Origin of the sequence: Bradyrhizobium barranii subsp. apii (assembly GCF_011516635.5) — a bacterium.
Classification (GTDB): domain Bacteria; phylum Pseudomonadota; class Alphaproteobacteria; order Rhizobiales; family Xanthobacteraceae; genus Bradyrhizobium; species Bradyrhizobium barranii.
This window is the reverse complement of record NZ_CP096255.1, coordinates 3,330,113-3,343,336: the sequence shown is the minus strand read 5'-3', so window position 1 is coordinate 3,343,336 and position 13,224 is coordinate 3,330,113. Positions and strand designations below refer to the sequence as shown.

8 protein-coding genes and 4 pseudogenes are annotated in these 13,224 nt (G+C 61.8%); 5 read left to right on the top strand and 7 right to left on the bottom strand.

Features of this window, described 5'->3' with window-relative positions; all coding sequences use genetic code 11:
* Nucleotides 1-7 precede the first annotated feature (7 nt).
* Nucleotides 8-1,573, top strand: coding sequence for an IS66 family transposase (gene tnpC / locus HAP41_RS15935; protein WP_166099966.1), 1,566 nt, complete (start codon nucleotides 8-10; stop codon nucleotides 1,571-1,573).
* Nucleotides 1,570-2,172, top strand: a complete 603-nt coding sequence (locus HAP41_RS15930; RefSeq protein ID WP_166055583.1) for a plasmid pRiA4b ORF-3 family protein — start codon at nucleotides 1,570-1,572, stop codon at nucleotides 2,170-2,172. Before tnpC ends, HAP41_RS15930 begins: the two co-directional genes overlap by 4 nt.
* A gap of 209 nt (nucleotides 2,173-2,381) precedes the next feature.
* Here the strand turns inward: HAP41_RS15930 and HAP41_RS15925 are convergent.
* Nucleotides 2,382-2,690, bottom strand: a pseudogene (locus tag HAP41_RS15925) (transposase); the annotation flags it as partial.
* Nucleotides 2,691-2,788: 98 nt separating this feature from the next.
* On the opposite strand from HAP41_RS15925, the gene HAP41_RS15920 reads away from it, so the two are divergent.
* On the top strand, nucleotides 2,789-4,063 hold the full coding sequence (locus HAP41_RS15920) for an IS256 family transposase (protein WP_166080342.1): 1,275 nt from the start codon (nucleotides 2,789-2,791) through the stop codon (nucleotides 4,061-4,063).
* Between the two features lie 56 nt (nucleotides 4,064-4,119).
* Here the strand turns inward: HAP41_RS15920 and HAP41_RS15915 are convergent.
* From HAP41_RS15915 to HAP41_RS15905, 3 genes and pseudogenes are all read right to left on the bottom strand, one after another.
* A pseudogene (locus tag HAP41_RS15915) lies at nucleotides 4,120-4,662 on the bottom strand (IS5 family transposase); the annotation flags it as partial.
* Between the two features lie 36 nt (nucleotides 4,663-4,698).
* Entirely contained in the window at nucleotides 4,699-4,890 is a 192-nt protein-coding gene (locus HAP41_RS15910; protein ID WP_166099987.1) for a hypothetical protein, read from the bottom strand.
* Between the two features lie 194 nt (nucleotides 4,891-5,084).
* Nucleotides 5,085-5,243, bottom strand: a complete 159-nt coding sequence (locus HAP41_RS15905) for a hypothetical protein (RefSeq protein WP_157789193.1) — start codon at nucleotides 5,241-5,243, stop codon at nucleotides 5,085-5,087.
* Between the two features lie 302 nt (nucleotides 5,244-5,545).
* Here HAP41_RS15905 and HAP41_RS15900 point away from each other — a divergent pair, with 302 nt between their 5' ends.
* Nucleotides 5,546-6,889 carry an IS1380 family transposase gene (locus HAP41_RS15900; protein ID WP_166053720.1) on the top strand — a complete coding sequence of 448 codons (1,344 nt, stop codon included), beginning with the start codon at nucleotides 5,546-5,548 and terminating at the stop codon, nucleotides 6,887-6,889.
* A gap of 1,425 nt (nucleotides 6,890-8,314) precedes the next feature.
* Here the strand turns inward: HAP41_RS15900 and HAP41_RS15895 are convergent.
* From HAP41_RS15895 to HAP41_RS15885, 3 genes and pseudogenes are all read right to left on the bottom strand, one after another.
* Entirely contained in the window at nucleotides 8,315-8,731 is a 417-nt protein-coding gene (locus HAP41_RS15895) for a ribbon-helix-helix domain-containing protein (protein ID WP_038958611.1), read from the bottom strand.
* A gap of 6 nt (nucleotides 8,732-8,737) precedes the next feature.
* Nucleotides 8,738-10,727, bottom strand: a pseudogene (locus tag HAP41_RS15890) (conjugal transfer protein TraG).
* A gap of 35 nt (nucleotides 10,728-10,762) precedes the next feature.
* Nucleotides 10,763-12,526, bottom strand: coding sequence for a relaxase/mobilization nuclease domain-containing protein (locus HAP41_RS15885; protein ID WP_166099992.1), 1,764 nt, complete (start codon nucleotides 12,524-12,526; stop codon nucleotides 10,763-10,765).
* Between the two features lie 260 nt (nucleotides 12,527-12,786).
* Between HAP41_RS15885 and tnpA the strand changes: the two are divergent.
* Nucleotides 12,787-13,122: pseudogene (gene tnpA, locus HAP41_RS50750) on the top strand (IS66 family insertion sequence element accessory protein TnpA); the annotation flags it as partial.
* Between the last annotated feature and the right edge of the window lie 102 nt (nucleotides 13,123-13,224).

Below are 13,224 nucleotides of genomic sequence, written 5' to 3'. Positions count from 1 at the left end.
CGGGCCAATGAGTGATTTGCCTGATGAGCTACCGAGCGATCCAGCCGAGTTGCGTGCCTTTGCCGCGGCTCTGCTGGATCGCTGCGCCCGGCTCGAGCGGTTGCTCAAGCTTGCGAAAGATGCGCAGTTCGGTCGGTCCTCGGAAAAGCTGGACGCTGATCAGCTGCAGCTTGTTCTGGAGGATATCGATCAGGCCGTTGCGGCTCTCGAAGCCGCCGAGAATCGTGCCAATCCCAAAACAGGCGAGAAGAGAGCTGCCGCGCGCAGAGCCAACCGTGGTCAGCTGCCGGAGCATTTGCCGCGCGTCATCGAGACTATGATGCCGGCCGAGAGCTGCTGCCCGTCTTGTAAGGGCAACCTCTTCGAGATTGGTCAGGATGAGAGCCAGAGGCTCGACGTCGTTCCGGCGCAGTATCGCGTCATCATCACCCGCCGTCCCAAGCTGGCCTGCCGCGCCTGTCATGGCGTCGTCCTGCAGCACGCGGCTCCCGAGCGATTGATCAGGGGAGGATTGCCCACCGAGCGGCTGGTCGCGCATGTGATCGATGCCAAGTATCACTGGCATTTGCCGCTTTACCGCCAGGTGCAGATGCTGGCGACGCACGGAATAGCGCTGGATCGTTCCACGCTCGCCTTCTGGGTCGGCTATGCCGCCCAGGAATTGAAGCCCGTGTGGCATCGTCTGCGCCAGCTTCTGCTCGCCTCCTCGAAGCTCTGTGTCGATGAGACCCCGGCGCCGGTGCTGGATCCGGGGCGCGGCAGAACAAAAACCGGCTACTTCTGGGCGCTGTCACGCGATGACAGGCCTTGGGCCGGACCTGATCCGCCTGGGGTAGTCTATGCCTATGCACCGGGCCGCGGCGCCGTTCATGGCTTGCGGCTGCTGGAGGGCTATCGCGGCATCATCCACTGCGACGGCTATCAGGCTTACAAGACCATGACCCGAGAGACGCGTGCGGACGCCCTGTCCGGGACGCTCGCCTTCTGCTGGTCGCATCTGCGGCGCCAGTTTGTGAAGATCGAGCGGGAGGCTGCGCCTGCGCCAGCTCCGGTTGCCCGCGAGGCTCTTGAGCGCATCGCCCAGCTTTACGCGGTCGAGAAGGCCCTCCGCGGCCGATCTGCGGACGAGCGCCGTGCTGGCCGACAAGCGCATACCCGGCCTCTGGTTGCAGCCTTGAAGCAGTGGTTTGAGGCCAAGCTCGATCACCTTGCGCAGAAGAGCGACACGGCGAAGGCTTTGCGCTATGCACTACGTCATTGGGACGGCCTGACGCTCTATCTTGATGATGGGCGCATCGAAATGGACACGAATGCTGTCGAGCGTGCGATGCGACCGATCAAGCTCAACGCCAAGAACTCTCTTTTTGCCGGTTGCGACGAAGGCGCCGGGAATTGGGCATTGCTGGCTTCGCTCATTGAGACCTGTAAGCTCAATGGCGTCAGTGCCGAGCACTGGCTCGCTGACGTTCTCGCCAAGCTCGTCAATGGTTGGCCTGCAGCGCGACTGGACGAACTGCTTCCCTGGGCGTCGACCTATACGATGCATACACGCGATCCGAGGCTGGCGGCATGAGCCTGAACACGACCGCGGTCCGGATCAAGGTGACCCTCAAGGATGTGAAGCCGGAGGTGATGCGTCGCCTTGTCGTACCCGTCACCCTGCGCCTTGATCGGCTGCATCTGACGCTTCAGGAGGCATTCGGCTGGACGAACAGTCACCTCTTCGAGTTCTTTGCTGGTGAGGCACATTGGGGGATTCCCGACCCCGACAATGATTACGGTCACCAGCCCATGGATGCCCGCAAAGCGCGGCTGTGCGATATCGTTCGCGAGACCGGCGCCAAGACGATCCACTATCTCTATGACTTCGGCGACAGCTGGGACCATGTGATCAAGCTCGAAAAATGGTTCGAGAACACCACGACGGAGGGGCTTCCCTTCCTGCTCGAGGCCGCCGGTCGTTGTCCTCCGGAAGACGTCGGCGGTGCGCCAGGCTATGCCGAATACCTCGCCGCCATCAGCGACCCCGCCCATCCCGAGCACGGACACATGCGCCTCTGGGGCCCGGAGCGGTTCGATCCCAACGTCGTCGACCGGAAGGCACTCGAAGCCGCCGTCAACGCGTTGTCCGACACAAGGAAGCCGCGGCGACGCGCCACGCGAACAAAATAGGCGTCAAGCGCCATTCAAAAGGGCCGCAGAGCTACGCTTACAAATGAACAGCCGCGACGGCATTTGTTCCCGCGCTCCTTTGATGGCAGGGACGCGTGTCGGTCGTTGTTGGTCGCCGAAACACTACGGCGTGTAAAATCCCAGCCGTAAGGCCCGCTCCTCAGTTAGGCAGGCCATTGGCAGGTCCCGGTGAGCCCTTAGAGCCTGACTCAAAATTGCATTGCTGTTTTTATCGCTGCGATGCGCCTTGTCATGAGTTGGACAGAGGCGAGGAAGAGCCAGGCAGTTGCGCTTTCGATGGTTCGCTCGAAGTCCTTGGCCAATCTGCGGTTGCGGCCGAACCAGGCGAAGGTTCGTTCGACCACCCAGCGGCGCGGAAGCACCTCGAAGCCCTGTGCGGCATCGGAGCGCTTGATGATCTCGACAGTCCACCGGCCGATCTTTTCCAGCACCGCCTTGAGCTTTTCGCCGGCATAGCCGCCATCGGCGAAGATATGGCGCAGCCAGGGGAAGCGGTGGGGATGTCCCGGGTTCTGTTGAATTTCTGAAGAGGTCGGCGTTGCCCACCTTGAGCCGGTAGGCTCGGGGTGCTGATTCCACAAAGGAGAGCAACGCCATGACGAGAGATATCACACCGGCTGGTTGGCCGGCGACCGGGGCTGTGGAGAAATCATTTGCGGAAGTGCGAGCGAGCTTCGATCGGTTCTGCCTTGCGGCAGGAATCGAGGCGCTCGGCACGATGATGGAGGCGGATGTGACAGCGGCCTGCGGGCCGCGCCACGGTCGTGATGCGGCGCGGCGGGCGCACCGTTGGGGCCGAACGCGGGGGCGGATCGGTTTCCACGGCGGCAAGATCGAGGTCGGTCGCCCGCGGGTCCGGGGCATGGACGGCCGCGAGGTCACGATCCCGAGCTGGGAAACGGCGGCGCAGGAGGACTGGCTCGGTCGCTGGGCGATGAACCTGATGCTGATCAATGTGTCGACGCGCCGGTTCGGCCGCGCCGTCCGGCTGCCCGAGGGTGACGTGCCGGCACCGCCCGGATCGGGGATTTCGAAGTCGGCGGCCTCGCGGAGGTTCGTGGCTCTGTCGGCGGCGCGGCTGGCCGACTTCATGGCTGCCGATCTGTCCGCGCTCGACCTTCTGGTGGTCCAAATCGACGGGCTGCATCTCGACGACGATCTCGTGCTGGTGGCCGCGATCGGGGTTGACGGCGAAGGCAACAAGCATCCGCTGGCGCTGGTGGAAGGGGCGACCGAGAATGCAGCAACGGTTCAGGCCCTGCTGGACAACCTGGTCTCGCGCGGGCTCGACCCGACGGTGCCAAGACTGTTCATCGCCGACGGCGCGAAGGCGTTGTCGAAGGCGATCCGCCGCACCTTCGGTTCGGCCGCTGCGATCCAGCGCTGCCAGATCCACAAGGCGCGCAACATCATGGAACGCCTGCCGAAAGAGCATCATGCGGCCACCCGCCGGGTGCTGCGCCAGGCCTGGGAGCTCGATGACGCCGACAAGGCTGAAAAATTGATCCGCAATCTCGCGCGTCGACTCGACCAGCAATGGCCCGGCGTTGCGGCCAGTATCCTCGAAGGCCTCGACGAAATCCTGACTGTCGTCCGGTTGAAGTTGCCGAAGGAGCTTCGCCGATCGCTCGCCTGTACCAATATCGCCGAGAACATGATGGGCACCATTCGCCGCGTCACGCGCAACGTTAAACGCTGGCGGGATGCCGGTATGGCCTTGCGATGGGTCGCGGCCGGTATGATCGAGGCCAACAAGGGCTTCCGACGATTGAAGGCGCATAAGCAATTGTCGGTTCTGCGTGCGGCCCTTCAAGCTCACCACGATCGCATGACAATCAAGTCCGTTGCCCACGTCACGAGGGCTGCGTAATATTCATTCCGGCAACGTCGACCCGACGTAGTTCAACAGCGATCGGGACATCCCCGGAAGCGGTAGCGAATGCTGCACAGGACATCTGGCGTGCCGTCACGATCCTGGACGTCGGCAGCGTGAACGATCGCTCCGACCAGGAGCCCTTGGGTGTCGGTGACGATGTGGCGCTTTCGACCCTTGATCTTCTTTCCCGCGTCGTAGCCGCGAGGGCCGCCACTTTCCGTGGTCTTGACCGATTGGCTGTCGATCACGCCGGCCGTCGGCGAGGCCTCCCGGCCGATCGCCTCGCGCGCCAGCATCAGGAGTGCGTGGTTGATCGATTGCCACAATCCGCTGTCGCGCCATTGGTAGAAATAGTACTGCACCGTGGTCATTGGTGGAAACAGAGTGGGCGGCAGCATGCGCCACGGCAATCCGCCGCGCAGCAGATAGAGTACTGCCTCGACGATGTCGCGATAGCTCCATTTCGGGCGCCGCCCGCGCTTGGCCCGCACAGGAAGCAACCTCTCCAGCACGCCCCATTCCGCATCCGTCAAGTCGCTTGGCAAACGCAGCTCCTCTCGGGCAAACTGTGCCCGGGTGATATCAGTCCACATTCTCGATCCCTTTGATGCTTCGCAACACCGATGGAATCAGAACTCGCTGATATCACTCAACTTATTTTTCGGTCGGACACTTAGGCAATTTTTGTACAATCGCATCTCGATCGCATCGTCGAGCAGGCCGAACATAACGAGCAGCGCGAGCGCCACTCCGCCCGCCATCCCAACCGAATAAATTGCCGCGCGCCGCACCTGCGACGCACGGGAAAATTCTTTGCCCACGGAAATTGACTGCTACCAACGACTGCACGAGCGTAAAATACTACTTCTGCCCAACGTCACGGTTCGGGTCAATCGCCGATCTGGAGGAGCGGGCATAAAAAACCCGCCGACCGCGTGAGCCGGCGGGAGTTTGGACTGTAGATTACGCCCGGGTGTCCCGGTCGTGGACGGGTTATATCACGAACGCCTTTGCGCTAAGCGTCAGCGCGCATGATTTCGGAATGCTCTACCGCAAGCGTACGATAGTGCGCGGCCATCTCCCGATAGTGCGCTCGGGAAATTGCATCCTTTGCCTCGTCCGCACGCTTTTCAAACATGGCCGCGCGGTCTCGAAGGTCTACGGGGTTGGCCATCAACGATCTCCTGAGGTCCAACTGCCCACCCAACCATAACTATATGGACGCTAGCGGCGTTGGAGCCAGTCGAAATCTCGTGACATCACGGGAATGGGTTTGGTCGAACCGCGGATGAAGCAGACCGCCGGCGGGTCAGCGCTTCGCTGCGTTGCCAGCCAATTCCATCGCGAGATCTAGCCCGTCTTATTCGTCAGAGGGCGCCTGAGAGGCTGGCGAGCGTGGTGTAAAGCGCTGATGCGGCGTAGGATTCGGTTGCAAAGCCAACCCCATCACCTTCAGCCGCGAACACCAGGCCCGCCATGACCGATGATACGATTCTGCCCTTCTCGTTTCCAGCCGTTCACGCCAAGAAAGTCACAGCTGCCTTCGATGGCGGTCGGCTGACCTCGAACGGGGGCGTGATGCTTCTGGCGATGGCCGAGCGGCGTCTCGGCTTGGCCGACAATTTGGCCCGGGTGTTCCCGGATCGGCGCGATCCGACGCGGGTCGTGCACAGCCTTGTCGATATGTTCCGCGCGCGCATGTTCGCGATCTGCTGCGGCTACGAGGACGCCGACGACCTCGATCATCTGCGGTCCGATCCGGCATTCAAGCTGGCCTGCGGACGGCTGCCGGACACGGGTCGCGATCTGTGTTCCCAACCGACGCTGTCGCGTCTGGAGAATGCTCCGCGCCTGCGCGACGTGATCCGACTGACCTACACTTTGGTCGACGCATGGATGGATAGCTACCCGCGCGAGCCGGCATCCGTCACGCTCGACATCGATGATACCTGCGATGTCGTCCACGGCCATCAGCAGCTCTCGCTGTTCAACGCTCATTATGACGAACGCTGCTTCCTGCCGATCCACGTCTACGACACGGAGAAGAGCCGGCCCGTGGCGGTCGTGCTGCGGCCCGGCAAGACGCCGGGCGGCGTCGAGGTGCGTGCCCATCTGCGCCGCCTGGTACGGCATATCCGGACGCGGTGGCACAACACGCGAATTACGTTCCGTGGCGACGGGCACTATGCCCGGCCGGAGGCAATGGCGTGGTGCGAGACCAACGGCATCGACTACATCTTCGGTCTGTCCGGCACCAAGCCGCTCGCCAGAAAAGTCGACGCGGTCGCCGACGACATCCGCACGCGACGCGCCATCGAGAACCTGCCGGTTCTGCGCGGCTATACCGAGACGCGCCACAAGGCAAAGTCCTGGGATCGCGAACGACGCACCGTCGCCCGTATTGAGGCGACGATGCTCGGCCTCGACATCCGCTTCGTCGTCACCAGCCTCGATGTCGGCTCGGCCGAGTGGATCTACGACAGCCTGTATTGCGCGCGCGGCCAAGCCGAGAATCTGATCAAGCTGCATAAGACGCAGCTCGCCTCCGATCGCACCAGTTGCCGTTCGGCGCTCGCCAATCAAGTCCGCCTCGTTCTCCATACCGCCGCTTATTGGCTGATGCTGACCGTGCGCGACGCCATTCCCAAAGTCCGGGAATTGGCCACTGCCGAGTTCGCGACGCTGCGTCTTCGGCTCTTGAAAATCGCCGCCCGGGTTGTCGAGACCAAGAGCCGCATTCGCCTTGCGTTCGCCGCGGCATGTCCCGAAGCCGACCTGATCCGCAGCTTGCCCGGCGCGCTGCTGCCGCTCGGTCCTTGACCGGTGGGGCGTCCGCCCGCGTTCACCCAACCCATCCCTCAAGCGCGTTGCAAAGTACCGGTCGTCAGGCGGTGAAAAGCCGAAGGCAATCCTGTGCGCCTCGTCAGCGGAGGTGTGCGGATGCACCAGTCGGACCAAAATACCGCGCTCTCACGAATAGGGCGGGCTAGAGCTGCGACTCCAATTTGGTCGGTCGGACGCGATCGACAGCGCTGGTCCATCCACGCAACTATCGCTGTAAAGTCACCGCCTCCGACAATTTCTCTATCGCCGCTAACATTCAGACCACTGATGAAGCCAACAACCCAGGATTCGAAAGCGCCTTTTACTACCGCGTTCTTGGTTCTGTTCGTCCAAGCCGAGCACGACTGCGAGCCGGCACCCACGATCGTGGCGCCGGCGCGGAGCGGATTGGTTGGCAGTAGTAGCAAGGCGACGACCGCCAAAACCCTCATCATCAGAACCGGTAAGCTGGGTGTAGAAGACCAGCCTACCGATCTAGGTCGCTCTTGTCAGCCGCAGTAAGACAACCCGAATGCTGGCCACTGCCGGGCACGCTTCCGGTGCAGTCGACGGCGGCGCTTCATTGGTCCCGCTCCGCCAGGATGCGGCGGATCTCGGCCTTCCTGACCAAGGAATGCGGCTCAGCTCTGGTCCGGGTTGCTAAACTAACGGACAGTCCACCGCTGATTTGGTAAAAATCCCATCCCCTTCCGGGCGAAGCTTGCGCCCGGTTCATGTCGTGGGGGTGCTTCCGGAGACCTGAGCGGCTTTTGCTGCTTCTGCGCTTAGGATCGCGTCAATCGTACTTCTTGCCACGACGCTGGACACATGGACTGACGGGTTGCTGTGTAGATCGCCTGGAGGCACATCTTGCCGATGTTATTCCGAAATCCTCCCTGATGTCACCGATGGTAGCGGTCACCCGTTCTTCGAACGACCCATAATCCGAGTTGGCCGGTAGAATAATGAAAGTGGATAGAGACTTCATGCGAAGCGTCGACACGATCGTTTGTCGATGTGCGAAATCGACGCTCCTGTAATTAAAGTATCCGATGCCCTCCTTACGACTGCCATCGCAGTAGCTCTCATCAGTATCGAAGCCCTCCAAGCAGAGTGCGTACAATTCGGTTGAAACTGGCTTCAGTTTGATCAAACTATCGAAGATGCCAATATAGTTGTCGTATTCGTCCTTGGTCCGCGGCCGAATGGCAACTAGGTGATTGGACCCAGTTCGGCCGCGGATAAGGACGAAGGCGTTGGTCAATAGACGTGATCGCCCCGTCCGCACAAAAATACTAGGCTGCGCCTCGCCACGGAGTTGGACAGGTTGGCTGAGGAAGCCATAAAACGAAGCGGTAGCTTCGCTCGAGAAGCGGTAGCTTCGCTCGATACGAGTGATGCTCTTTTCTCAGGGCTTCCCCACTACAGAGGGTCCTGATGAACGATGTCTTCCGGAATCTCACGCAGAAAGCTCTGCCCTTTTTGTAGACGGCGTCCGAGTGTCTCGACAAAACCTTCAAAGCGTTCCCGGCCTTTCAATTGCGCGGTTGCCTGCGCGTCGTTGGGCAATGGCGGCGTGATCGTCAACCAAAAGCGAATGAATAAAGCTAGTGTCTCGGCGGTCAAACCGACGTCGCGCTCGAGCCTCTGCATCTGGCGTGAAAGATGATCAAGGCGGCGTGTAAATGCTGCCTCCCTCCTGTCGGCGCCGTCTGGCGACAGAAACGAGGCCACTGCGGCTTCCACGATCGCCGACCTAGAGAGTTTCTTGCGATCGGCAAGATCCGAGATCTGCTTGAGCAGCTCAGGAGGGAAATAGACGTTCATACGGTTGCGCATTGAACCTCACAGCTCCATACCGTCATTTGGGTCCATGGTCACCTGGCGGGCTAGGCCGCGCATTTGCTGGCGTAGTAGACGAGACTGGCGGATCGCATCATCGTCATCGTCAAGAACTGCCGCAAATTCCTCCGCCGGGGTCGGTTCAGTCACCTCCTTGGCGATTGCAACGTGATCGGGAAGTTCTGGTTCAAGACGGAGCCCGCTGTTGGCCGTGTCCTCCGTGGCACCGCCGGCAAGGGTGGCCGACCCCGCCGCTGTCGTAGGAAGCTGACTCGTGGACCATCCGTCTATTCGCAATGACCGGCCGGCGGTGCTTGGGTCGGGCGGTGGCATTACCCGCTCGGTGAACCGCCGGATCTTCGTAGTAGCGCACCTTCTTCGCCCGGATTGGCGCTATGCCTGCGACCATGACGATCTCATCTCCTGGCGGAAGCTGCATCACCTCGCCAGGGGTCAGTAGCGGCCTCGCGGACTCCTGCCGTGAGACCATGAGGTGCCCAAGCCAGGGGTTCAGCCTATGCCCGGCGTAGTTCTTCGTCGCCCGCATTTCGGTCGCGGTACCCAACGCATCGGACACACGTTTGGCGGTGCGCTCGTCATTCGTGGCAAAGCTGACGCGGACGTGGCAGTTGTCGAGAATGGCATTGTTGGGTCCATAGGCCTTCTCGATCTGATTGAGCGATTGCGCGATCAGGAAGCCCTTGATGCCGTAGCCCGCCATAAAGGCGAGAGCGGACTCGAAGAAATCGAGACGCCCAAGCGCCGGGAACTCGTCAAGCATCATCAGGACTCGATGCCGCCGATCACTGACGTGCAAATCCTCGGTCAGGCGGCGGCCGATCTGGTTCAGAACCAAACGGATCAATGGCTTGGTTCGCGAGATATCGGAGGGCGGCACCACGAGGTAGAGCGAGGCGGGACGGGCATCGGCAGTCAGATCAGCGATGCGCCAGTCGCATCGGCGCGTCACCTCGGCCACCACGGGATCGCGATAGAGACCCAGGAAGGACATCGCGGTGGACAGGACGCCCGAGCGTTCGTTCTCCGATTTGTTTAAGAGCTCACGCGCGGTCGAGGCGACTACGGGATGAACGCCCTGGTCGCCGAGGTGCGGCGTCGTCATCATCGCCTTCAAGGTCGCCTCGATCGGCCGCTTCGGGTCGGACAGGAAGCCAACCACGCCGGCTAACGTCTTATCCGCCTCGGCATAGAGGACATGAAGGATGGCGCCAACCAGAAGCGAGTGACTGGTCTTCTCCCAGTGGTTCCGCTTATCGAGCGAGCCTTCGGGGTCGACCAGTACGTCCGCGACGTTCTGGACATCGCGAACCTCCCATGCCCCGCGTCGAACCTCCAGGAGCGGATTGTAGGCTGCAGATTTTGGGTTGGTTGGGTCAAACAGAAGGACCCGGCCCTGCCGCGCGCGGAAGCCGGCGGTCAGCTGCCAGTTCTCACCCTTGATGTCGTGCACGATGGCCGAGCCGGGCCATGCAAGCAGCGAGGGGACGACCAGGCCAACACCTTTGCCAGACCGCGTAGGCGCGAAGCACAGCACGTGCTCTGGACCGTCATGGCGGAGGTAGTCACGGTCAAGTTTGCCAAGCACCACACCGTCCGCCCCGAGCAGGCCGGCCGCCCTCACCTCCTGCGCCTCCGCCCAGCGAGCCGAGCCATAGGTCTCGACAATCTTGGCTTCACGTGCCCGCCGGACCGACATAAAGATCGCCACTGCAATCGAAGCCAAACTCCCCGAGGCCGCGACAAAGGCTCCCTCAACAAACACCCCGGGCGCATAGGCGTCATAGACAAACCACCACCAGAAGAAGACCGGGGGGTAATAGACTTTGAAGCCCGAAAGCTCGAGCCAGGGCCGACCAAGCTCTGGCTGATAGCCCAACCGCCAAGCGGTCCACTCGGTCGCGCCCCAGATGGCCAGCAGAACGATCGAGCCGACCACGAAAATCTGCCCCCAGAGGATTTTGGTCCCGGACATTTTGCGCAACCTTCACAAGCCAATTTGAGAGTTAGCTAGAGGCCCAAGCCGCGTTTGCGGCCAAAACCCCATTCGATGCCGCCGCTGTCCTTCACGACCCCGGAGACATGCTGGCCGAGCCGGCTTTCGAGTTCGCGGGACCAGGGCACCAGTTGAAACCCGAGCCCATTGTCGATCATGGCGAACCGTCCCGAGGTCAGCGTCAGCCGCTGGCGATACGTGCCGGCCACATGCTCACCGGAAGCGGCCTTCACCTGAGGCAGGCCAGTGTCGGCCGAAACCCTTGCGCCCACTCCGTCCAGTTCGCGCCTGCGCAGCGTGTCCAGGAGGTCGCGCTGCAGGATGACGCGCCGGCCCTGCCGCCGCGCCAGACCTTCCTGAACCAGATGCTCAATCCGAGCCTCCATGGCATCGCGGGTCTCGCGGCCAAAGCCGCCCATGGCTAGCGGCAAATGCTCGCGCTCGACCAATCGGTGATCCAGCCATGTCGCGCCTTTCGCGTCGACCTGCGCGCCGAGATCGAAATCGGAACGGGTCGCGAGCACCAAAGTGGGACTGGGATCGTCGGCTTGACCGAAGCGCCGTACCTCGACAATTCCGCCGATTGGCGGAGCATTTTCGAAGGCTTCGATCCCGCGAAGGCGGAAGTGGTGCGCGCGACCGTCTGTTCCGTCGATCACGGCGTAAGCCTCGCCGGTGAACTCGTCATGCAATCCCCGATCGACCAGCCGCCCGATGATCGGGTTCGCTGGCCGTCCGCCTTCGATGACGAAGTCCGAAACACCTCGTGCTTCCCGACGCTCTGTGAAGGCACGGTGCATGGTCTTGATGATGTCGCCGCGCATGCCGAGGTCGCGCAGGCTGCGCTCGGCCTCGAGCCCCACCATCCATTCTCCGAGCGCAGCTGGCGCGGCAAGGCCCATCTTCTTCAGATGCTGTAGGCGGCCCACCATCAGGCGCCGGATTTCGGGGTCCGAGCTGCCAGGGGGGTCAGGGCGAAGATCGACATAGCCGGCTTCGTCGGCGGCCAGCCAGATCTCCTGATCGAGCCGGGTCCATCGCTCTGCAATCACTTCCCTCTCCAGTGAATCGCGGATTTCGTGCTCGGGCTTCGGACCTAGTTCGATCGCAACCAGTTCCTCGGCCTGCGAACGAAGGCCACGGCTGATGTAGTCGCGGGAGATCACGAGGTCGGCCCCCTCCTCATCGACTCCCCGAACGAGAAGATGGATGTGAGGGTTGTCTGTGTTCCAATGATCGAGGGCCGCCCAATCGAGCCGCGTACCGAGATCAATCTCCATCTGCTTGGCCAGGTCGCGGGTGAACGCTCTGAGGTCGGTCATACCGCCGGCATCTTCGGGCGAGATGATGAACCGGAAATGGTGGCGGTCGTCCTGACACCGCTCGGCAAAGGCCGCGCCATCCGCACGGTCGCCGGAAGCATCGAACATACTGGCGGGCTCACCACTTCGGGTGACGCCGTCGCGCTTCAGGTACGAAAGATGGGCCGTCAATGGCGCTGAGCGGAAGGATCGCCCCTTGTGGCGAACAACACGCGCCTTCACGACAACACGTCGGGTCGGGCTGGACAACCGGCTTCGGCTGAAGGCTAGCCTGCCGCGGCCAAAGGTCGAGCGCCCATAGGCTGCTGACCGTCTGCCGGAGGCAGCCTGACCGGAGATGTGTCCAGCCTTCTTGGCGGCACGTAACACCTGGCTGATGAATGTTTTGAGCTTGGGCGCGCGCGTGCTGCGGATACGCCCAGGCCGGACACGCAAGTCGCTATCGCGAACGGTCATATCCGGCCCTCAAATGGCGCAAAAGCACCCACAGTGCCGAAGATGTCTTTGATTGCATTGCCCAAAACGCAGAGCGCGGCACGCGTACCGACCGACCGGCACGCCAGAACCCAAGCCATGCCAATGGCTTGCGGTTCGACCGGTGAGCCCCTTTTATCTCGCCATCGCCCGTCGTATCGTAAGCGTCCGAATCCTGCACGACTTTCCGAGAGTGCGTTGTCGTTCCATATCGGGTTCCTTGCTGCATTGGAGGATCTCCGGTGGGTACGGAATATTTCAAGAACGAAGCGCGTCGCTCTTTTTGGTCGGTACACGTTGAGGCGTGGCGGCGAAGCGGTCTCAGCAAGCGCAAATACTGTCGTCAGCATCGTCTCAGTGACGGCACATTCGATCGCTGGCTGCGGCATCTGATTGACGCCGAAACGCTGAAAGTACGTGCGGAATTGCGTCGCGAGGAACGTCGGGAGCGGCTTCGCAAGAAGCGGAGTCCAGTGTCGAAGGACCAGCGCTGCAGAGCCGTCCAAGCGTTCTGGACAATGCACGTTGAAGCGATGAGGTGGTGTGGACTGAGCATGCAAGCCTATGCCCGGGCACATGGCATATCGCAGCACAGCCTGAAACGGTGGCGCGATCTGATCGACGCCAATGAGGTGGAAATCGACTGGCGGACGCAACTTCATCCGAGTGCCCGCCCACTA